Origin of the sequence: Phyllobacterium sp. SB3 (assembly GCF_040009165.1) — a bacterium.
Taxonomy (GTDB): domain Bacteria; phylum Pseudomonadota; class Alphaproteobacteria; order Rhizobiales; family Rhizobiaceae; genus Phyllobacterium.
In genome coordinates this window covers 338912-358936 of the sequence record NZ_JBDYKI010000003.1, presented here as the reverse complement: position 1 = coordinate 358936, position 20025 = coordinate 338912, and the positions used below count along the sequence as shown (strand labels likewise).

At 53.2% G+C, this 20025-nt stretch carries 16 protein-coding genes; 8 read left to right on the top strand and 8 right to left on the bottom strand.

The features are described from left to right. Positions 1-201 precede the first annotated feature (201 nt). Positions 202-3687 carry a carbamoyl-phosphate synthase large subunit gene (gene carB / locus ABKW30_RS12910; RefSeq protein ID WP_348599334.1) on the top strand — a complete coding sequence of 1162 codons (3486 nt, stop codon included), beginning with the start codon at positions 202-204 and terminating at the stop codon, positions 3685-3687. Positions 3688-3698: 11 nt separating this feature from the next. Here the strand turns inward: carB and ABKW30_RS12905 are convergent, their stop codons facing one another. Then, the gene (locus ABKW30_RS12905) at positions 3699-5483 is read right to left on the bottom strand and encodes an ABC transporter ATP-binding protein/permease (protein ID WP_348599333.1); all 1785 of its coding nucleotides are present in this window, start codon (positions 5481-5483) and stop codon (positions 3699-3701) included. 334 nt (positions 5484-5817) lie between these two features. Here ABKW30_RS12905 and ABKW30_RS12900 point away from each other — a divergent pair, with 334 nt between their 5' ends. Continuing rightward, positions 5818-6030 (top strand): cold-shock protein, encoded by a 213-nt coding sequence (locus ABKW30_RS12900; protein WP_008124164.1) that lies wholly within the window; start codon positions 5818-5820, stop codon positions 6028-6030. A gap of 86 nt (positions 6031-6116) precedes the next feature. Here the strand turns inward: ABKW30_RS12900 and ABKW30_RS12895 are convergent, their stop codons facing one another. After that, positions 6117-6791 carry a type 1 glutamine amidotransferase domain-containing protein gene (locus ABKW30_RS12895; RefSeq protein WP_348599332.1) on the bottom strand — a complete coding sequence of 225 codons (675 nt, stop codon included), beginning with the start codon at positions 6789-6791 and terminating at the stop codon, positions 6117-6119. A 98-nt stretch (positions 6792-6889) separates the two neighbouring features. Then, entirely contained in the window at positions 6890-7909 is a 1020-nt protein-coding gene (locus ABKW30_RS12890) for an NAD(P)-dependent alcohol dehydrogenase (RefSeq protein WP_348599331.1), read from the bottom strand. Positions 7910-8032: 123 nt separating this feature from the next. Between ABKW30_RS12890 and ABKW30_RS12885 the strand changes: the two genes are divergently transcribed. Further along, positions 8033-8950: a LysR family transcriptional regulator gene (locus tag ABKW30_RS12885; RefSeq protein WP_348599330.1), complete on the top strand. Its 918-nt coding sequence runs from the start codon at positions 8033-8035 to the stop codon at positions 8948-8950. A 9-nt stretch (positions 8951-8959) separates the two neighbouring features. Here ABKW30_RS12885 and ABKW30_RS12880 read toward each other — a convergent pair whose 3' ends face one another. Next, entirely contained in the window at positions 8960-9574 is a 615-nt protein-coding gene (locus ABKW30_RS12880) for a glutathione S-transferase family protein (RefSeq protein ID WP_348599329.1), read from the bottom strand. A 242-nt stretch (positions 9575-9816) separates the two neighbouring features. Here ABKW30_RS12880 and ABKW30_RS12875 point away from each other — a divergent pair, with 242 nt between their 5' ends. Beyond that, a complete protein-coding gene (locus ABKW30_RS12875) occupies positions 9817-11019 on the top strand; it encodes a pyridoxal phosphate-dependent aminotransferase (protein ID WP_348599328.1) in 1203 nt (400 codons plus the stop codon). Positions 11020-11831: 812 nt separating this feature from the next. Here ABKW30_RS12875 and ABKW30_RS12870 read toward each other — a convergent pair. Both ABKW30_RS12870 and trxB read right to left on the bottom strand, forming a co-directional pair. Beyond that, positions 11832-12728 (bottom strand): LysR family transcriptional regulator, encoded by an 897-nt coding sequence (locus ABKW30_RS12870; RefSeq protein ID WP_348599327.1) that lies wholly within the window; start codon positions 12726-12728, stop codon positions 11832-11834. A 58-nt stretch (positions 12729-12786) separates the two neighbouring features. After that, on the bottom strand, positions 12787-13761 hold the full coding sequence (trxB, locus tag ABKW30_RS12865) for a thioredoxin-disulfide reductase (RefSeq protein WP_348599326.1): 975 nt from the start codon (positions 13759-13761) through the stop codon (positions 12787-12789). A gap of 280 nt (positions 13762-14041) precedes the next feature. Between trxB and ABKW30_RS12860 the strand changes: the two genes are divergently transcribed. Together ABKW30_RS12860 and ABKW30_RS12855 are read left to right on the top strand one after the other, a co-directional pair. Beyond that, entirely contained in the window at positions 14042-15442 is a 1401-nt protein-coding gene (locus tag ABKW30_RS12860) for a TrkH family potassium uptake protein (protein WP_348599325.1), read from the top strand. A gap of 96 nt (positions 15443-15538) precedes the next feature. Beyond that, a complete protein-coding gene (locus ABKW30_RS12855; protein ID WP_122084125.1) occupies positions 15539-16009 on the top strand; it encodes an Lrp/AsnC family transcriptional regulator in 471 nt (156 codons plus the stop codon). Between the two features lie 5 nt (positions 16010-16014). Here the strand turns inward: ABKW30_RS12855 and ABKW30_RS12850 are convergent, their stop codons facing one another. After that, positions 16015-17076 (bottom strand): glycosyltransferase family 4 protein, encoded by a 1062-nt coding sequence (locus tag ABKW30_RS12850; protein ID WP_348599324.1) that lies wholly within the window; start codon positions 17074-17076, stop codon positions 16015-16017. 5 nt (positions 17077-17081) lie between these two features. Next, positions 17082-17555: a transcription elongation factor GreA gene (gene greA, locus ABKW30_RS12845; RefSeq protein ID WP_008124180.1), complete on the bottom strand. Its 474-nt coding sequence runs from the start codon at positions 17553-17555 to the stop codon at positions 17082-17084. 286 nt (positions 17556-17841) lie between these two features. Between greA and ABKW30_RS12840 the strand changes: the two genes are divergently transcribed. Together ABKW30_RS12840 and ABKW30_RS12835 are read left to right on the top strand one after the other, a co-directional pair. Then, complete coding sequence (locus tag ABKW30_RS12840; protein ID WP_348599323.1) at positions 17842-18987, top strand: PQQ-dependent sugar dehydrogenase; 1146 nt, start codon at positions 17842-17844, stop codon at positions 18985-18987. A 76-nt stretch (positions 18988-19063) separates the two neighbouring features. Further along, positions 19064-19969, top strand: coding sequence for a DMT family transporter (locus ABKW30_RS12835; RefSeq protein ID WP_348599322.1), 906 nt, complete (start codon positions 19064-19066; stop codon positions 19967-19969). Positions 19970-20025 lie beyond the last annotated feature (56 nt).

Below are 20025 nucleotides of genomic sequence, written 5' to 3'. Positions count from 1 at the left end.
TCTAATTCGCGATAGTTCTTTATAATTTGCAATCGGTTCATTTGCACCAAACGACCTTTTTCCCATTACTGCATTTATAGGCTTTCGTTTTGTAGAACGTTTGCCTATAAGGCAGCCTTAGCCTCGCATTTGAATTCAAGTAGCTGCCCGTACGGTAAAACCGTGCGGTTTTTTGTGCAGACCGCTAATAAGGAACCGAACATGCCAAAACGCACCGACATCAAATCTATTCTGATTATCGGCGCTGGCCCGATCATTATCGGTCAGGCATGCGAGTTCGATTATTCCGGCACCCAAGCGTGTAAAGCATTGAAAGAGGAAGGCTACCGCGTCATTCTCGTCAACTCCAATCCGGCAACGATCATGACTGACCCGGAATTGGCGGACGCAACTTACATCGAGCCTATCACGCCGGAAGTCGTTGCGAAGATCATCGCCAAGGAACGCCCTGATGCATTGCTGCCTACCATGGGCGGCCAGACTGCACTTAATACAGCTCTGTCGCTCCGCCGCATGGGTGTCCTCGATCGGTACAATGTCGAGATGATCGGTGCCAATGCTGAAGCAATCGACAAGGCGGAAGACCGCGCATTGTTCCGCGAGGCCATGGCCAAGATTGGTCTTGAAACGCCTAAATCCATGCTGGCAAATGCCACGGAAGTGAAAGACCTTGATCGTAAATTGCATCAGGAACAGCGCGAGGCTGTAAAGGCCAAATACTCCGGTGCGGAACTTGATGCCGCCTTGGACAAGCTGGAAACCGAATGGCAGCTTGGTGAAGGCGACCGCAAGCAGCGCTATGTCTCCCATGCGCTTGGCATGGCTGGTGCTGCGTTGGACCACGTTGGTCTGCCTGCCATCATTCGTCCCTCCTTCACCATGGGCGGCACAGGCGGTGGTATCGCTTATAACCGGACAGAATTTTACGAGATCATCGGCAGCGGCCTTGATGCTTCGCCAACCACCGAAGTGCTGATTGAAGAATCCGTGCTTGGCTGGAAAGAATATGAGATGGAAGTCGTGCGCGACAAGGCGGACAATTGCATCATCATCTGCTCCATTGAGAACATCGATCCAATGGGTGTTCATACAGGCGATTCCATCACTGTCGCCCCGGCTCTTACGCTGACGGATAAAGAATACCAGATCATGCGCAACGCATCGATTGCGGTGCTGCGCGAGATCGGTGTTGAAACCGGCGGCTCGAACGTGCAGTTCGCCGTTAACCCTGAGAATGGCCGCCTGATCGTCATCGAAATGAACCCGCGTGTGTCTCGCTCTTCTGCATTAGCATCGAAAGCCACCGGCTTCCCCATTGCCAAAATCGCAGCCAAGCTCGCCGTTGGCTACACACTGGACGAACTCGACAACGACATCACGGGCGGTGCCACACCAGCCTCGTTCGAGCCGTCCATCGATTACGTCGTCACCAAAATCCCTCGCTTTGCCTTTGAGAAGTTTCCCGGTGCAGAGCCTACTCTAACGACAGCAATGAAGTCCGTCGGCGAAGTCATGGCTATCGGTCGCACATTCAAGGAATCGTTGCAAAAAGCGCTACGCGGACTGGAAACCGGCCTTACAGGGCTTGATGAAATTACCATCCCCGGCATTGGCGAGGGTAATGACAATAACGCCATTCGGGCTGCTATCGGCACTCCCACCCCTGATCGCTTGCGGATGGTCGGGCAGGCATTGCGTCTTGGACTAACTGTCGAAGAAGTTCATGAAGGCTGCAAAATTGACCCTTGGTTCCTTGAACAGATGGCCGAGATTATTGCCACGGAAGAGCGTGTGCGTGAGCATGGTCTTCCCAAAGATGCACAAAACCTGCGCGCCTTGAAAGGTATGGGCTTTTCTGATGCGCGTCTCGCCAGCCTGGCAAAAATCGAGCCAGGCGAAGTGACGAAGTTGCGGCACAAGCTTGATGTGCATCCGGTGTTCAAGCGCATTGATACCTGCGCTGCCGAATTCGCATCACCAACCGCTTACATGTATTCCACATATGAAGTTCCGTTTGCTGGCGCACTGGTTTCCGAAGCCCAGATTTCGGACCGCAAAAAGGTCGTCATTCTCGGCGGTGGCCCCAATCGTATCGGACAAGGCATCGAGTTCGATTATTGCTGCTGCCATGCTGCCTTCGCGCTGCGCGATGCTGGTTATGAAGCCATCATGATCAACTGCAACCCAGAGACTGTCTCGACTGACTACGACACATCGGATCGTCTGTATTTCGAGCCTCTCACGGCAGAAGACGTGCTTGAAATCTTGCGTGCCGAGCAAACTGCCGGAACGCTGCACGGTGTCATTGTTCAGTTCGGTGGACAAACGCCACTGAAACTCGCAGACGCCCTCGAAAAGGCTGGCATTCCGATCCTCGGCACATCGCCAGACGCCATTGATCTCGCCGAAGATCGCGACCGCTTCCAGAAACTGTTGATCAAACTGGATTTGACACAGCCCAAAAATGGCATTGCCTATTCCGTCGAACAGGCCCGTACCATTGCCGGTGAGCTTGGCTTCCCACTCGTTGTGCGCCCTTCCTATGTTCTGGGCGGTCGGGCAATGCAGATCATCCATGATGAGCGCGGGCTACAGGCTTACTTGCTCGATACGGTTCCTGAACTCGTACCCGAGGACATCAAGCAGAAGTATCCGAACGACAAGACCGGCCAGATCAATACGCTGCTTGGCAAGAATCCGCTGCTGTTTGATCGTTATCTGACGGAAGCTATCGAGGTTGACGTCGATTGCCTTTGCGACGGCAAGGACACGTGGATTTCCGGCATCATGGAACACATTGAAGAGGCTGGCATCCATTCCGGAGATAGCGCCTGCTCACTGCCTGTTCACTCACTCTCGGCGGAAACCGTGGCTGATCTTGAGAAAGAAACTGCAGCTCTCGCCAAATCGCTCAATGTGGTTGGATTGATGAATGTGCAGTATGCTATCAAGGATGGCACGATATACGTTCTCGAAGTCAATCCACGCGCTTCGCGTACTGTGCCCTTCGTTGCCAAGACTATCGGCACACCGATTGCCAAAGTTGCCGCGCGCATTATGGCAGGCGAAACTCTCGAACAGGCGTTGGCTCATTATGGCGGCAGACCATCGACCAATGGCCGCAAACATATCGCAGTCAAGGAAGCCGTGTTCCCCTTCGCTCGTTTTCCCGGCGTCGATACATTGCTCGGGCCTGAAATGCGCTCGACCGGCGAAGTCATGGGTCTCGATTATGACTATGCTCTAGCCTTTGCAAAGGCACAGCTGGGCGCGGGTGTTGATCTGCCGCGTGATGGTACGTTGTTCGTATCTGTACGCGACGAAGACAAGCAGCGCATTCTTGCGCCGGTAAAGCGGCTTGCGGAGCTTGGATTCAAGATTTTGGCTACAGGGGGCACTGCCCGATTCCTTGGCGAAAACGGTGTTGCTGCACAGAAAATCAACAAAGTGCAGGAAGGGCGTCCGCATGTTGAAGACGCCATCCGTAACCGGCAGGTGCAATTGGTATTCAACACGACAGACAGCGCCAAGGCTATATCGGACTCTAAGTCGCTACGCCGCGCTACGTTGATGCAAAAAGTACCTTATTATACCACCTTATCCGGCGCCGATGCAGTTGCTGAGGCAATTGCAGCGCTCAAGGCCGGATCGCTGGAAGTACGGCCACTCCAAGATTATTTCGCCTGATTTCAGGCGGTCTAAACGCCTTGCAGCCCCTCCTCTTCCAACCCATGGCCGGAGGGGTCGCTGACAAAATGAAAGACTTTGGAAAAGACATGATCATTCTTTTCCTCGCGTCCGATATGTACGACGGTCGATTTGGCAAGGTGTTCGCGCAACACGATCACGACCCGGTCGTAGGCGTCAGCTTCCATCGCATCGAGTGCCTCGTCGATAACAACCCAATCGGGTTTGTGCAGCATCAATCGCGCAAATGCGAGTGACTGCTGCTCATCGTCACTAAGTTCGCGATCCCAGCGCGCATTAAAATCAAGCATGCTTTCAAGACGCTTCAATCCCAGTTCGTGCAAGGCTCCCACCAATTGCTCGTCGGTAAAGCCATCTTTTCCCAATGGATAAGACATCGCCTCACGCAAGCTGCCGGGCGGAAAATATGGCAGGCGTGGCATGTAGATTATGGTTTTGTTGGCAGGCAAAGTCACCGTACCGGCACCCCAGGGCCACAGGCCGGCAATAGCGCGAAACAGCAAAGTCCGATCAATACCAGTGTCACTTGTGATAAGTACCCGGTCGCCCTCTTCGACAACCGCATGCTTTTCCTTCAGCCGTACCGTAGCGCGCGGTGCCGTAATCTTGAGTGAATCGAGCGTGATCTGATCCGCATCTGCCTCAGCAAACTTGATGCGCTGCTCAACGCCGTTCATTGCATCCGTCGCCTGCACTGCCTGCCGGAAGGACGTGACACGCAGCAAAGTCGCCCGCCAGTCGGCAATCGCGCCGAAATTGTTGACGAACCACTTTAGCGCATCATGAACCTGATTGAACGCACCAATTGCCATCATCAGGCCGCCGAAAGAGAGGTTCCCGGCGAAGTAGACAGGCGCTGCGACCAGAATGGGAGCCACAATGGTGATCCAGCCATAGCCTGACGTTACCCAAGTCAGTTGTGTCAAAGCAGTTACAAGCAGTCGGATAGACGCAAGCAGGCTATCAACATCGAAGCCGAGCCGCCGGTTCTCATCAGCCTCACCGCGATACAGAGAGATCGCATCAATATGCTCGTTAACGCGCATCAGAGAGAAGCGTAGTTCCGATTCCTTTTGATACCGATCAGCATTGTATTTGATGAGTTTGCGCCCGACGAGCCAACTCAGCCAGGATGCCAGAGATGCGTAAAGAATAGCGGCCCATACCATGTAGCCCGGGATGGAGAAACTGTAGCCATAAACGTTGAATACAAAACCGCTCGAAAGTGCCCATAGCACGCCGACAAAGCTGACCATCAGGATTGTCGATTGCAGCAGGCCAAATCCCAGATCGGTCGACATTTCAGCAAGATGCCTTGCATCTTCGTGCAAGCGCTGATCGGGGTTAACACCAATAGGCCCTGAATTGGAAAGCTTGAACGCACGCCGCGGTACAAGCCACTCGCCGATAAGATCGCGCGTCAAGCCTTCACGCAGTTTCAGACGTGTCATCTGGTTGAGCCAGGTCTGGCCAACGCTTAACACCAGAAGCACAGCGGCAATCCCGAAGAAAACCATCAACTGATCAAGGAAGGCCGGAAAGTCACGTCGCGACAAGGCATCGTAAAACGGCACATTCCAGCGGTTGAGCAACACCTGCCCTACGGACGTCAGGATAATGATGCCGAAAACACCGGAAATAAACAGTATTAGGCGATTGCGGACCGGAGACTTCCAATAGATATCAGCAATGACACCAAGCTGGGCTAAAAGCCCTGCCTGTACTTCGCCAGCGACGGAGGTTGCTGGCACTCGGTTGGGTTTCTGCTTCGCCATCTGGCTCCCCCGTCGAAGGCCGTGATTCGGCTCGATTACTCTAACATTTACTTTTTGAAACCACCCACTGGCATCCCGATTTTTCACGCTGGAGTTTATTAGGGTCAATTCCACATGCAACCAGGTACACGTTAACCTCCTGAAAACCCCATTTGAAAACGGCTTGTTTTGCCAGAAATTCTGTCATATGTATTTCGCATCGATTTTATCGGTCGAGTGACTTTGCGACCTGCGTAACCTGTTGCGCTTCCTGATGAACTCCATTGCATAGGTTCGATTCCCTGGGCCGCATATGTGCATGCTGCCTGTTTTATATATCTGAAAGGAACTTCCCATGGCTTCGGGAACAGTGAAATGGTTCAACGGCACTAAGGGTTACGGTTTCATCCAGCCCGATACTGGTGGTGCAGATGTTTTTGTCCATATTTCCGCTGTTGAGCGTGCAGGTTTGCGCGGTCTCAATGACGGCCAGAAGGTCAACTACGAAATCGTACAGGACCGTCGTTCGGGCAAGTCGTCCGCAGACAACCTTAGCGTTGAAGGCTGATAGCCGCATACGGGAATCGTCTGATTTCTGAACGCACATGAAATTCGAAAAGGCGGGATTTGATCCCGCCTTTTTGCATTTCTGGACTATCGCAGCAGCTTGAGGACCTCTTCGGCAACAGCACTCGAAGAAGCAGGGTTTTGACCCGTAACGAGATGGCCGTCAGCGATGGCAAGCACACCCCAGTCATCAACCTTTTCGTAAAGGCCACCAAGGCGCTTCAGCTCGTCCTCAACGAGAAAAGGCACCACATCCGTAAGTTGCACTGCTGCTTCCTCACTATTGGTGAAACCCGCAACACGCTTGCCTTTGACAAGCGGCTCGCCATCAATCTGCGCTTGCAGCAGGACAGCAGGTGCGTGGCACACTGCCCCAACGGGTTTTCCATTCCTGTAGAACTGCTCAATCAGCTTGATTGAAGCTTTATCCGAAGTCAGATCCCAAAGGGGGCCATGACCGCCCGGATAAAAGATAGCGTCATAGTCTGCCTCGTTGACTTCCGTGAGTACCTTCGTATTGGCCAAAACCTGCTGCGCCGCTTTATCCTGACGGAAACGCTCTGTCATCTCGGTTTGGCTATCAGGTTCATCGCTTTTCGGATCAAGTGGCGGCTGCCCACCCTTCGGCGAAGCAACAGTGATTTCCGCGCCCGCATCCAGAAATGTATAGTAGGGCGCAGCAAACTCTTCGAGCCAGAAACCGGTTTTCTTGCCAGTATCGCCAAGCTTGTCGTGCGAAGTGAGGACGATGAGAATTTTCATAAGGCGGTCCCTTTGCATTGCTTCTGATGCCTCCTGATATGATTGTGGCGGCCATTGGTTTCAATGGCCGCCACAATCAAGACTTGTATCTGGAAGTATCAGTTCAACTCTACGACGATCTTTCCAAATGGCCCTCGCCCCAAATGATCAAGCGCAGCGTTCAATTCGTCAAAGGGGTAAACTCCATCGATAATCGGTTTGATTTCAATCTGGTCACAAGCCTTCACAAAGTTCTCCAGACCCTTGCGATTACCAACCTGAATACCTTCCAAAACAAGCCGCTTGACGGCGAGAGGCACAAAGCCGCCGGTTACTTCCAAACCATCCAGAATACCGATCATTGAAATACGTCCTGTCACTGCCGCTGCCCGCAATGACTTATCAAGGTGCGGACCGCCCACAGTCTCAAGGATGTGATCTGCCCCATAATCGTCAGTGATTTTGTACAGAGCCTCAACCCAGTCTTCTTTCTTCCGGTTTATAGTGTGATGAGCACCGATTTTCCGCGCGCGAAGCAGTTTGTCGTCGTCGCCGGAAACCACGATAACCTCAGCTCCATGCGCCAGCGCTATTTGCAGTCCGAACAGCGATACACCACCGGTACCAAGGATAACGACCTTATCGCCTGCCCTGACATTGCCGCGCTCGACCAGCGCCGTCCATGCAGTCAATCCGGCACAAGGCAGCGTGCTTGCTTCTATATCACTCAACCTTGATGGAGCGCGAACCGCCCAGTCTTCACTTATCGCGACATACTCGGCCAATCCACCCTGCAGCGGCCCGCCAAGCGTACGGCTATTAGGAGTTCGCGCAGTGCCCGGCCCTGCACCGTCAATCCAGTCCGGCACGAATGTGGAGATTACTCTATCGCCTTCTGCGAAACGGGTAACGCCGTCGCCCACCGCAACCACAGTGCCGGAAAAATCAGACGCTGGAACAAGCGGTTCTTCCAGTGGATCGGGCATCCCGAAGCCGGTATCAATCAGCAATCCATCACGATAGTTCAAAGAAATGGCCGCAACCTTCACAAGTATCTGGCCTTGCCCGAGTGCAGGCGTCGCAACCTCAACCAGTTTGAGATTATCCCGTCCAGGCGCTGCAACTTGCCAGCGTTTCATTACTCCGCTCATGTCGAATCCTCTGTTTATTTCAAGGATTCCGTATTTATATGAGATATAATCAAAGCAGTTGCGCCATTCTTACTCATGATTGTATCCTTGAGTTCTACAAAGGATATCAAAATGGATCGCCTCGCCGGAATCGAAGAGTTTGTTGCAGTAGTGGATGCCGGCAGTTTTTCGGCAGCGGCTGACAAGTTGCACCTCTCGCGCTCGGCAGTTGGCAAGACAATCGCGAGGCTCGAAGAAAGACTGGGCGTGCGCCTGTGCCAGCGAACAACACGCTCATTCAAGCTTACTGATGACGGTCATAGTTTTTACGAGCACTGCCAGACGCTCCTTGCAACCCTCGATTCTGCTGAAACGGTCATCGCTTCCGGCAAGAATGTTGTGTCCGGACGTCTCCGCCTGAGCCTGCCGGTATTGTTCGGTCGACGCTGCGTGGCGCCAGTGCTTTTCGAACTGGCACGACAATACCCATCCCTACGCCTGGAAGTATCTTTCACAGACCGCCCGGTGGATCTGGTCGCCGAAGGATACGATCTCGTCGTTCGCAATGCGGGGTTGCCGGACACGACAAATCTCGCGGCAAAGCGTATCGCCCGGCAGCGTATGACAGTCTGCGCCTCGCCCGCCTATCTGATGTCTCACGGAACGCCTGAAACCATTGAAGACATTGCTGCCCACCAAGCCATTCTCTACGGCCAGAATGGGAATATCCGTTCATGGCTTTTTCCCAATGACAGGAAGGGCTTCGATACGGCTTCAACTGCAAGCCGCATCATCCTTGATGATCTGGAAGCGGTGGCAGATGCCGCAGTTGGCGGTATGGGACTAGCATGGTTGCCTTGCTGGCTCATTCGGGATCAACTTGAAACGGGAAAGCTCAAACGGCTTCTTCCCGATGTTGGGCAGATGGTCTTTGACACACATGCCGTCTGGCCCAGACAACCCTACATGCCGACACGTATCAGAGTAGCGATTGATGCTCTCGCCACCACGCTGCCGGGTATGACTGGCGTTGATCTTGAGATCAAATAGCGGCGTTGATTACGTGGGCAACCATGTAATCGGCACATGGCCTTCATCACCCGCAACGCGGCTCAGCCATTTTGCTACAGACGGGTAAGCCGAAAGATCAAAGCCGCCTCGGTTGGCCTCATGCGTATAAGCGTAGAGTGCTATGTCGGCAATCGTCAGACCTGCACCTGCTAAATAAGGCGTTTTCTGTAGTTGGTTTTCCATGACAAGCAATGCCTTGTTGCCGCCCTCCAGCGTAGCCGCCAGCCTTTCGGGTGTGGCATCCTTGGCCCGTTCGGGATAAACCAGCAGCGCACGGCGTACCCCGATATTGGGTTCATGTGTATATTGTTCGAAGAAGAGCCATTGATACATCAGCGCGCGCTCATAGGGGGCTTCCGGAATAAAACGGGTGCCTTCGGCAAGATGCAGCAATATCGCATTCGATTCAGCCAGAAATCGCCCATCGTCAAATTCAAGCAGGGGTATTTTGCCATTGGGATTCTTGGCCATGAAGTCCGGTTTGCGGGTTGAACCATCGATGAAAGAAATCGAAACATGTTCAAAAGGCAAATTCAATTTAGCCATCAAAAGCCGCGGCTTATAGGAATTCCCGGAATCAATTTGCGAATAGAGTTTCGGCATGGTCTGTCTCTCCTGTGGCGGGGCAAATTTCCCCGCAACCGCTGACAATGTCCAATCAGTTCCATTGACGTATCACGCAACCGACACTGATGTTTTCGACATGGGATGTCACACCCTGCACAGAAAGTGCATGAAGTGAAGCCTTTATGTATGCTTTTGCTTGCGATTTTCGGGGTCTTGCGACATAGCAGTCCCGCAAACCGGATACCGGTCATCAACGCTCGTTTCAGGAGAACGATACCATGGCATTCCTCGCCGACACCCTTTCCCGTGTGAAGACATCCGCAACGATTGCGATCACCCAGAAAGCGCGTGATTTGAAAGCCGAGGGTCGTGACGTTATTTCGCTTTCCGTAGGCGAGCCGGACTTTGATACTCCGGATAATGTCAAGGAAGCCGCAATTGCCGCGATCCGCCGCGGTGAGACGAAGTACACACCAGTATCTGGCATACCGCAGCTACGCGAAGCCATCACGCGCAAGTTCAAGCGTGAGAATGAGCTGGACTACAAGGCTAGCCAGACCATCGTTTCCACAGGCGGAAAGCACGTTATTTACAACGCGTTGCTTTCAACTCTGAATCCTGGTGATGAGGTCATTTGCGTAGCGCCATATTGGGTCAGCTATCCGGAGATGGTTTCACTCTGCGGCGGCACACCTGTCGTTGTCTCGGCAATTCAGGCAAACGATTTCAAGCTGCAGCCCGAAGATCTGGAGCGTGTCATTACGCCGAAGACCAAATGGATCATCATGAACTCGCCTTCAAACCCGTCCGGCGCGGCTTACACGTGGGACGAAATGAAGAAGCTGACAGACGTTCTCGTACGCCATCCCCATGTATGGGTGCTGACAGATGATATGTATGAGCACCTGACCTATGGTGACTTCAAATTTGTCACGCCAGCACAAGTTGAGCCAAACCTGTATGACCGTACGCTGACCATGAACGGCGTTTCGAAAGCCTATGCCATGACAGGCTGGCGCATTGGCTATGCCGCTGGTCCTATCGAATTGATCAAGGCCATGGATATGGTTCAGGGCCAGCAAACCTCGGGAACCAGCTCTGTTTCGCAATGGGCTGCTGTTGAAGCACTGGATGGCACACAGGAGCATCTGCCTGTTTTCAAGAAAGCCTTTGAAGGACGCCGTGATCTGATCGTTTCGATGCTGAACCAGACCAAAATGCTCGAGTGCCCCAAGCCGGAAGGCGCGTTCTACGTCTATCCTTCCTGCGCAGCCGCAGTCGGCAAGACTGCTCCATCAGGCAAGATCATCCAGAATGATGAGGATTTTGTCAGCGAACTTCTGGCTACAGAAGCTGTCGCCGCCGTGCACGGCTCTGCGTTCGGCCTTGGACCAAACTTCCGCATTTCCTATGCAACGTCCGATGCAAATCTCGAAGAAGCAGGCAAGCGCATACAGCGCTTCTGCGCCAATCTTCGCTAACAACAATTCGATTTTAAAAGGGCCCTCAAAGGGGCCTTTTTTTCTTCAAATGCGGTTCGAAGTGCTGAAAGAACATCTTTGATAACACGATTGGCAATTGGCCTATTTTTCTCACGAGACGCTGTTTGTCCAGCGAATGTATCGCTCCCAAATGTAGGTCTAAATTGATGAGCTAAGACGTCGCCACGTTTTACCATTGAACCTCAGCATTCGAGAATTCGAGCCATACACAGCTATCTTCATCATCAGCAACCTTCTGCGCATCCTCTTGCCCAGCCTGCACGCGGAGGACAGTCAGTAGGCGTAATCAACCGTCCGGGCTCGGCTACGAATGCCACTTCATCGCTGGGCTTCTCCACGAGCAACGTCTTTGGGATAATTTCTGGAGAATTTGTCATTTTTTACCTACGCTGCGCCGCCGACACACCTCACATTGCAACCTAATTGTAACATTTCGAGGGGAGCAGCGGTAATCCTGCTAAAGTCTAAGAGACAAATAAAAAAAGGCCGGACAAGTGCCCGGCCTATAGTTTTGAAGGTGCCGTTACCGGCTAAACCTCCAGAGGGGAACACTTGGCGGTGCGCAAATGGGAGGAGGAGATGCACCGGCAAGTAACATGGATATGTTCTCCGCCAGCCGGAGTTGCAACCCCACACAAATGCATAGCAGCCATGCATAGAACGCATGTCTATGGTTTTAGCCAACCGATCAAAAATACCAAGCGAAGGGTAAGGCCGATCGAGCAATTTTCTTCCCCAGGATCGCCTGCCCTTGGAAAGAAAAACTTTCTAAAAAATTGTGAATTTACTGCCTAGTAAGACCAAGTACGGGCCTTATTGAAAAGAAAATCTCTGAACACGTGCAATTTGGCCGCATTCTTGATTCCTTCCGGGTAGCAGAAGAACGTATCGAATGAGGGCAATTCCATCTCTGGTAACAATCGTACCAAGGTAGAATCCTTCTCGATCATGTAGTCCGGCAACACGCCGATACCGACCCCCTTCTGGATCGCGCGCTTGATCGACAGCAGATTATTGATCTGCAATACGGCCGGGCGCAAATTGCCATCGGATCGTCCTATAACTTCAAGCCAATTCAGGTTGGTGAGGTATGATGGTGCGGGTTCGCCGAAACTCACAATCCGATGAGAATCGATTTCGTCGATGCTTTCGATCTTGCCGTACTTGGCTATATAGCTCGGCGAGGCATAGACGTGCATGTGCACCGTAAACAAGCGGCGCTGGATCAGGTCGGGCTGTTGGGGCTGGCGCAGGCGAATAGCGCAATCCGCATGACGCATCGTCAGGTCCAGCTCTTCATTGTCGAAAAGCAATTGCAGCTGCACTTCCGGATAAAGTTCAATGAATTCCTGAACGCGTTCGACAAGCCAGCCAGAGCCAAGACCAACTGTAGTCGTCACACGTAGTTTGCCAGACGGCCTATCCTTGCTCTCGGTCAGCCGTGAACGCACGTTTTCCAGCTTCATCAGCACTTCGTGTGCCGTACGATAGAGAACCTCGCCCTGCTCTGTCAGTATCAGACCGCGGGCATGACGATGGAAAAGCGGAACGCCAACGTCCTGCTCCAAGGCGCTGACCTGACGGGAGATAGCCGATTGCGATAGATGCAGTGTCTCGGCAGCATGGGTGAATGACCCAGCTTCGGCAGCAGCATGAAATATTCGCAATTTGTCCCAATCAAGCGACATCGCGCGGTCTCTCCCCCTTTGTCGGCCTCAAAAATAGAGGCCGGCCTCTATACAGCGCCTATTCGGCGGCTTGACGCACCGGTTCTTGAGCGGCCAACCAACGTTCAGCTTCGAGAGCTGCCATGCAGCCCATGCCTGCCGCGGTAACGGCTTGACGGTACACATCGTCGGTTACGTCTCCTGCAGCAAAAACGCCCGGAACGTCCGTGGCCGTTGAATCTGCAGCAGTCCATAAATAGCCATTCGGCTTATGCTTGAGTTTCCCCTTGAATAGTTCGACCGCAGGCGCATGGCCGATGGCGATGAATACGCCATGGGTTTCAAGCTCTGTGGTTTCGCCACTCTTTACATTTTTAAGGCGTACGCCCGAGACAGATGCAGCCATTGGTGGCTTTGCTTCCGTACCGGTAATCTCATCAATGACGTTGTCCCAGACAACTTTGACATTTTCTTTGCCAAAAAGCCGATCCTGCAAAATTTTCTCTGCACGGAAATGATCTTTGCGATGCACGATCGTTACAGACTTGGCGATATTCGCAAGATACAGCGCCTCTTCGACGGCCGTGTTACCACCGCCAACAACAACTACGTCCTTGTTGCGATAGAAGAAGCCATCGCATGTAGCGCAGGCAGAAACGCCAAAGCCCATGAACGTCTGTTCTGTCGGTATCCCGAGCCATTTGGCTTGCGCGCCAGTCGCGATGATCAACGCATCACAAGTGTATTGTGTGCCGCCGTCGCCAGTCAGGCGGAAGGGCCGGATTGACAGATCAACGTCGGTAATGATGTCGTGAATGATCTCGGTGCCCACATGTTCGGCCTGAAGCCGCATTTGCTCCATCATCCATGGACCCTGAACCGGGTCCGCATAACCCGGATAGTTTTCCACATCGGTGGTGATCATCAGCTGACCGCCCTGCTGAAGACCTGCAACAATAACAGGTTTCAGATTGGCACGGGCCGCATAGATAGCTGCCGTATAACCGGCTGGGCCGGAACCGATAATGAGAACGGGCACATGGCGCTGTGTCATGACTAGACCTTGGTGGTACACCTTAGAGATATACGATAGGTGGCACACACCACCCTCGCTTTCAATGGCACTAAGGTAGTGTTTCCGCCCCCTTCCTTGCAAGGTCTTCGGTCAATATAGCCGGGTTAGCCACAGCTTGTACATGTCGGGCTGGCATTTCCGGGTGGATTGTGCCACCTCCGAGATAAGTCTATGAAATACATAGCAGTCAAAACGCGATCACGAGGCCAGTCCAATCCTTCGCACCATTACCAATATTTGTGCTCGATTTGGCTTGGTCATGGCCGGCACCATGCTTATTCCGGCCTTGGTCGATCTGCATATCGGCAACAGCGACTGGCTGGTGTTCGTGCAGTCGGCAATATTTACCGGCGTGCTCAGCGGGCTGGTCGTTCTTGCAACGCATAAATCCGAAATCCGCTTCAGCCCGCGTCTCGGCTTTCTGCTCATTGTCGCGATTTGGCTGACAGCAGCATTACTGGGCGCGCTTCCGCTTTATTTTTCAACGCTGCCGATCAGTTTTGCCAAGGCGCTGTTCGAATCAATGTCGGGCATCACCTCAACCGGTGCCACCGTTTTGACGGGATTGGACACGATGCCGCGTGGAATCCTGATGTGGCGGTCCTTGTTATGCTGGTTTGGCGGCCTTGGCTTCGTGGGTTTGGGGCTGCTTCTGCTACCCTCGCTTCGGGTGGGCGGCATCCAGTTGCTGCATATGGAGTCCTCCGACAAATCCGAAAAGATATTGCCGCGTATCCATCAGATTGCCCAAGGCATCATTCTTGCCTATCTGACCCTGACGCTACTCTGCACCATGCTCTACTTCGTTGCCGGCATGGGAATGTTCGACGCCATCAATCATGGCATGACGACAGTCGCTACTGCAGGCTTTTCCACGCATGATTCTTCGCTCGGCTTTTACGCCCATAACCGCGCCATTCTGGTGATCGCGACGATCTTCATGATCTTGGGCGCTCTGCCGTTCGTGCTCTATATCAAAGCCTTGATGCCGCAGCGTCTTTCCTCATTGGCGGACCCGCAGCTAATCCTGTTTTTCAGCATTGTCATTGGCTTCAGCTTCTTTTTGGCAGTCGGATTGAAGCTCGAGACAAATATCGGCTTTGGCGATGCACTGATCGCCTCGTCATTCAATCTTGTCTCTGTCATCTCGACCACCGGCTTTGCCACCGAGGACTACACGCTTTGGGGTGCCGAGGCGCTCGGCATATTCTTCCTCGTCACATTTCTTGGCGGCTGTTCCGGTTCTACTTCCGGTGGCATCAAGCTCAATCGCATCATCATCCTCTGGCAGCTTGCTTCAGCAAGCCTGACGCGATTGATCATGCCCAATGCCATCATAAAAATGCGCTATGGCCGCTCCGAAATAACGCAGGATGTCGCGCAGTCTGCCCTGCTTTTCATCTTCCTGTACATGGCTTCGCTGGTCATTGGAGCGACAGTGCTCACAATGCTCGGTAATGACCTTGGCACCTCAATCACTGGAGCATTGACGGCACTCTCCAATGTTGGCCCGGGGTTTGGCGATACGATCGGACCTGTCGGGAACTTTTCAACATTGAATGATGCCTCATTGCTGGTTTTGAGCTATCTGATGCTCGCCGGCCGTCTGGAGATCATCACAATTGTCATTCTCTTCACCCGACGTTTCTGGAGCCGGTAAAATGAACCTGTTTGCAACCGTCGCACGATGCATTACACAGCGTCAGGAATCGCCTATGGTGATGTTTAAGCTTTGGGATGGGGATAAATAAAAATCATGCCTTTGAAGGCGGACCTCGACGCTATCGACTGGAAAATCCTGAAACAGCTGCAGGATAATGGCCGCATCACCAATGTTGAATTGGCGGAGCGGGTCGGCATCTCGGCACCCCCATGCCTGCGCCGTGTGCGCAAGCTGGAGGAGAGCGGCATCATCCAAGGCTACCGCGCAATCCTCAATGGCGCGATACTCGGTCAGGATATCGTCGCCTTTTGCATGATCAGGCTGCACAGGCAGTCCGATGCGGACCTGAAAAGCTTCGCGGAAAAGACCAAAGGCTGGACTATTGTCCGACGCGCCTGGATGGTTTCCGGCGAATCCGATTTCCTGCTCCATTGCGTGTCGGCGGATCTCAGCACTTTCCAGAATTTCGTTATTGAAGAACTGACATCGACACCAAATGTCGACAGCGTGCGAACCTCGCTGACAATCCGCTCTGTCAAAAACGAACCGTTGATGGTGCTTTAGAGCCTCTAACCTACGCGTTCACCCGCAAAGATCGTCTCATAGACTTCCAGGATGCTGGATGCTTCCTTCTGAAGCGGAAAATTTGCCCGTACATGAGCAAGTCCGGCTTTTGCAGCGGCTTCGCATTTGGTGGGATCAGCCAGATATAGCTCAATAGCGTTTTCGAGTGCCAAGCCATCACCAGCAGCGACTACAGCGCCTGTTTCCGGCTCAATCATTTCCGCATACGCTCCCGCATCGCTTGCAACAACAGCGGTCTGCGAAGACATGGCTTCCAACGGCGTCAGCCCAAACCCTTCATTGCGGGATGGCGCGACATACAGCGTCATGCGCCTGTACCAGACGCGGACATCAGGCACTTCACCCAGAAACAATATCCGGTCCTGCAAGCCTGCAGCAGTAATTCGTCCGCGCAGATCCTTCTCGAACCCTGCAAACTCGGCTGTCGTGCGGCCTGTCATCACCGCCGTCCATTCCGGATATTTTGGTAAAAGGTTGATCATCGCGTCGACGAAAAGATCAGTGCCTTTCGACGGGCGAATGCGCCCGGAGCATCCAACGAGGTATCTTCCGGGCAATCCCGACGCCGAGAAATCATCATCCTCAACCTGCGGTGGATGAAACTTCTCCGTATCAATGCCATGCATGATGACGCGATGCGGAACCTTGAGAAAACTTCCGGATTTGCCACTGGTTGCGATCACGCCGTCCATCTGCCGGATGAGCCACTTGGTGAACGACCTGTGATCGCGCTGAGCGGCAGATGTAAACAGAAGTTTGAACTTCATGCGCAAAACCGAGCGGAGGAGAATTCCCGCGACCATTTCAGTATTGCGGCGCGCATGCCAGATACGGAACGGTCGCTTACGCGGCTTGAACCACGCACCGCGCAAGTCCGTCCAACCGATATGTGGCAGCGTCGCGGGAAGCCCCGGTCCGATGGTGACAATGCCGAGCCCGTTGGTCTGCTGCAGCGGGACGAGTTGAATAATAGTCGAGGTGACCCCGGACAGCTTGCGCTTCAAGTTCGGAGCTATCACCTCGACATCGTTCAATGATTCGGGCACTTGATTCAGATGAATTTGAATCCGACGATCTCGTAGGAACGAGCGCCGCCAGGCGCATTCACTTCAATAGTATCGCCTTCGCTCTTGCCGATCAGGGCGCGGGCGATTGGGGATGAAATTGAAATACGGCCAGCCTTCGGGTCTGCCTCCTGATCGCCGACGATCTGGTAGACCTTCTTTTCCTCGGTGTCTTCATCGATCAATTCGACAGTCGCACCAAATTTGATCTTATCGCCGGAAAGCTTGGAAATATCGATGATTTCGGCACGAGCCGTGTAATCCTCAAGCTCGCCGACACGTCCCTCATTATGGCTCTGTGCTTCCTTGGCAGCGTGATATTCTGCATTTTCCGACAGGTCGCCATGGGCGCGCGCTTCGGAAATCGCGAGAATAATGCGTGGCCGCTCTTCCTGTTGCCGAAAGCGCAGCTCCTCCTTGAGCTTGTCAAAACCAGCCTGAGTCATCGGGACCTTTTCCATGCCCTCTCCTTTCGCAGTCAATGTCGGGTACCCTTCGCAGAGCCTCGCAACACAAAAAGAAAACGGTCACCGAAGCTCAAAGACTTCGGAACCGTTCAGTCATTCGTTCCCCAATATAGCACTGTTTGCCGCGATTTCACGAAGAAAGTGGAAAATGTCGCAACCACGCTGCGCTTTCCGCATTTCAGTATGGAAACACGCCAATTCACGTCACTGTGAGACGACCGTGACCCGAATTGCAGGCAAACTCGTCAGAAATAATGCAAAATCGAGAGGATGACGACGCATGAGACGGAATTTCAATGTCTTGACTGCGAGCATGCTGACCCTTCTTCCGACGTTAACATTATCGGCAGCGGCAAAAGATTTCAAAACCCAAACCGTCACGGTTTCAGCTGAAACTGTTGCTGATGGTCTCGATCACCCGTGGGGCTTGGCATTCCTCCCCGATGGTGCACTGCTCGTCACCGAACGCTCGGGCACCATGCGCGTTTTCGACAAGGGAAAGGCGTCCGACCCAATAGAGAATGTTCCGGAAGTTTGGGCAAATGGGCAAGGTGGCCTGCTTGATGTTGTGGCAGCTCCTGATTTTGCGGCAAGCGGCAAGATTTACTTTACCTACTCGCAGCCGGGGCAAGGTGGTGCCGGCACCGCTCTGGCAAGCGCGAAGCTCGTCCGCTCAGACGATAAAGCAGCGCTCGAAGAAGTCCAGACACTCGTTTCAATGAACAAGAAAACCAGCAAAGGGCAACACTTTGGCTCGCGGATTGTACTTTCACCTGATGGCAAGCTGTTTGTCACGATGGGCGAACGTGGTGAACAAAAGCGCGCGCAGGATTTTAATGATCACGCAGGTTCGGTTCTGCGCATCAATTCGGATGGTACAATTCCTTCCGACAATCCCTTTGCCGATGGGAAGCAAGCCTTGCCGGAAATCTGGTCCAAGGGACATCGCAATCCGCAGGGCGCAACTTGGGACCCAGTAACCAATTCCATGCTCACTCTGGAACATGGAGCAAAAGGCGGCGACGAGATTAACCAGCCGCAGGCAGGCAAGAATTATGGTTGGCCGGTTATAACATACGGTGTTGATTACTCGGGAGCGAAGATCGGCAAAGGAACGGCGGCCGAAGGCTATGAACAACCGCTCTATTATTGGGACCCATCTATCGCTCCATCCGGCCTCGCCGCCTACAACGGAGAAATGTTTCCGGAATGGAACGGCGATCTATTGGCTGGTGCTCTCAAGTTCGAAATGCTTGTACGTCTGGACCGGGATGAAACCGGTGCAATAAAAAGTGAGGAGCGGCTTTTTGAAGGAGAGTTCGGAAGAATAAGAGACGTCCGCGTGGCTCCTGATGGCTCTGTCTACCTGCTCACCGATGACAGCAACGGCAAGATTGTCAGATTGACCCGGGCTTCAGACGTATAACGCTCTTGCCGCGTCAAATGGCAATGGATAGAGATGGCGGCGGCGGTCTTTAACCGCCTCAACCATCGAGGAAATCATGACGCGCGGGCGTGCCAACTTACTGCTACTTGCAGCCGGAGCAATTTGGGGTCTCGGTTTCGTAGCGCAATCAAGCGCCATGACCGGCGTCGAACCATTCATGTTCATTGGCATACGCTTTCTTCTGGCAGCGCTCACTGTGACACCCCTCGCCGTTCGCGAGGCACGGCGCGCTACGGGCAAACTTGAGCCAAAAGATTATTATGGCTTCCTTTTTATTGGCGCCTTGCTCTTTACTGGCGCCGCCCTGCAACAGGTCGGACTGCAAACCACATCGGTAACAAATTCAGGTTTTCTCACTGGCCTATATGTCGTGATGGTTCCATTCCTGGGAGTGGTATTGTTCTGGCAATGGCCGCATCTGATTGTCTGGCCCTGCGCGCTCACGGCACTGACGGGCATCTATCTGTTGTCTGGCGGCAAGGTTGAAGGACTATCAACCGGTGACTGGCTGACAATAGCCTGCGCGGCTTTCTGGGCCCTGCAAATAATTTATATCAATCGACTGGCCATCAAAAGCGGCCGCCCCATCATGCTGTCACTTGTGCAGTTTCTCGTGTGTGCAGCGCTCGGTCTGATTATTTCCGGCGGCATCGAACATAGTAATGTTGCCAGTATTCTCTCGGTCGCGCCGCTCATCATCTTTGCCGGTATTTTCTCTTCCGGCATCGCATTCACATTGCAGGCTGTGGGGCAGCGTTTCACCACCTCGGCGCAGGCGGCGATCATGTTGTCATCGGAAGCACTTTTTGCAGCAATTTTCGGTGCCTTGTTACTGGGAGAAACCATCTCCTTCCGTGGAGCTATTGGATGCGCGCTCATATTCGCTGCCATGATTGCCGTGGAACTGATCCCCACCCTGCTTAACCGCTCTGATGACAATAGAGCCTCAGTTTTGCCATAGACCTTAACCGGACTGCTGACCTTTCCTTTACAATTTGCCGCTATTTTTGCGTGTAA

Bases quoted from the DNA above. Each gene is read 5' to 3' on its own strand.
- carB (WP_348599334.1), top strand. From the start codon at position 202: ATGCCAAAACGCACCGACATCAAATCTATTCTGATTATCGGCGCTGGC.
- ABKW30_RS12905 (WP_348599333.1), bottom strand. From the start codon at position 5,483: ATGGCGAAGCAGAAACCCAACCGAGTGCCAGCAACCTCCGTCGCTGGC.
- ABKW30_RS12900 (WP_008124164.1), top strand. From the start codon at position 5,818: ATGGCTTCGGGAACAGTGAAATGGTTCAACGGCACTAAGGGTTACGGT.
- ABKW30_RS12895 (WP_348599332.1), bottom strand. From the start codon at position 6,791: ATGAAAATTCTCATCGTCCTCACTTCGCACGACAAGCTTGGCGATACT.
- ABKW30_RS12890 (WP_348599331.1), bottom strand. From the start codon at position 7,909: ATGAAACGCTGGCAAGTTGCAGCGCCTGGACGGGATAATCTCAAACTG.
- ABKW30_RS12885 (WP_348599330.1), top strand. From the start codon at position 8,033: ATGGATCGCCTCGCCGGAATCGAAGAGTTTGTTGCAGTAGTGGATGCC.
- ABKW30_RS12880 (WP_348599329.1), bottom strand. From the start codon at position 9,574: ATGCCGAAACTCTATTCGCAAATTGATTCCGGGAATTCCTATAAGCCG.
- ABKW30_RS12875 (WP_348599328.1), top strand. From the start codon at position 9,817: ATGGCATTCCTCGCCGACACCCTTTCCCGTGTGAAGACATCCGCAACG.
- ABKW30_RS12870 (WP_348599327.1), bottom strand. From the start codon at position 12,728: ATGTCGCTTGATTGGGACAAATTGCGAATATTTCATGCTGCTGCCGAA.
- trxB (WP_348599326.1), bottom strand. From the start codon at position 13,761: ATGACACAGCGCCATGTGCCCGTTCTCATTATCGGTTCCGGCCCAGCC.
- ABKW30_RS12860 (WP_348599325.1), top strand. From the start codon at position 14,042: ATGGCCGGCACCATGCTTATTCCGGCCTTGGTCGATCTGCATATCGGC.
- ABKW30_RS12855 (WP_122084125.1), top strand. From the start codon at position 15,539: ATGCCTTTGAAGGCGGACCTCGACGCTATCGACTGGAAAATCCTGAAA.
- greA (WP_008124180.1), bottom strand. From the start codon at position 17,555: ATGGAAAAGGTCCCGATGACTCAGGCTGGTTTTGACAAGCTCAAGGAG.
- ABKW30_RS12840 (WP_348599323.1), top strand. From the start codon at position 17,842: ATGAGACGGAATTTCAATGTCTTGACTGCGAGCATGCTGACCCTTCTT.
- ABKW30_RS12835 (WP_348599322.1), top strand. From the start codon at position 19,064: ATGACGCGCGGGCGTGCCAACTTACTGCTACTTGCAGCCGGAGCAATT.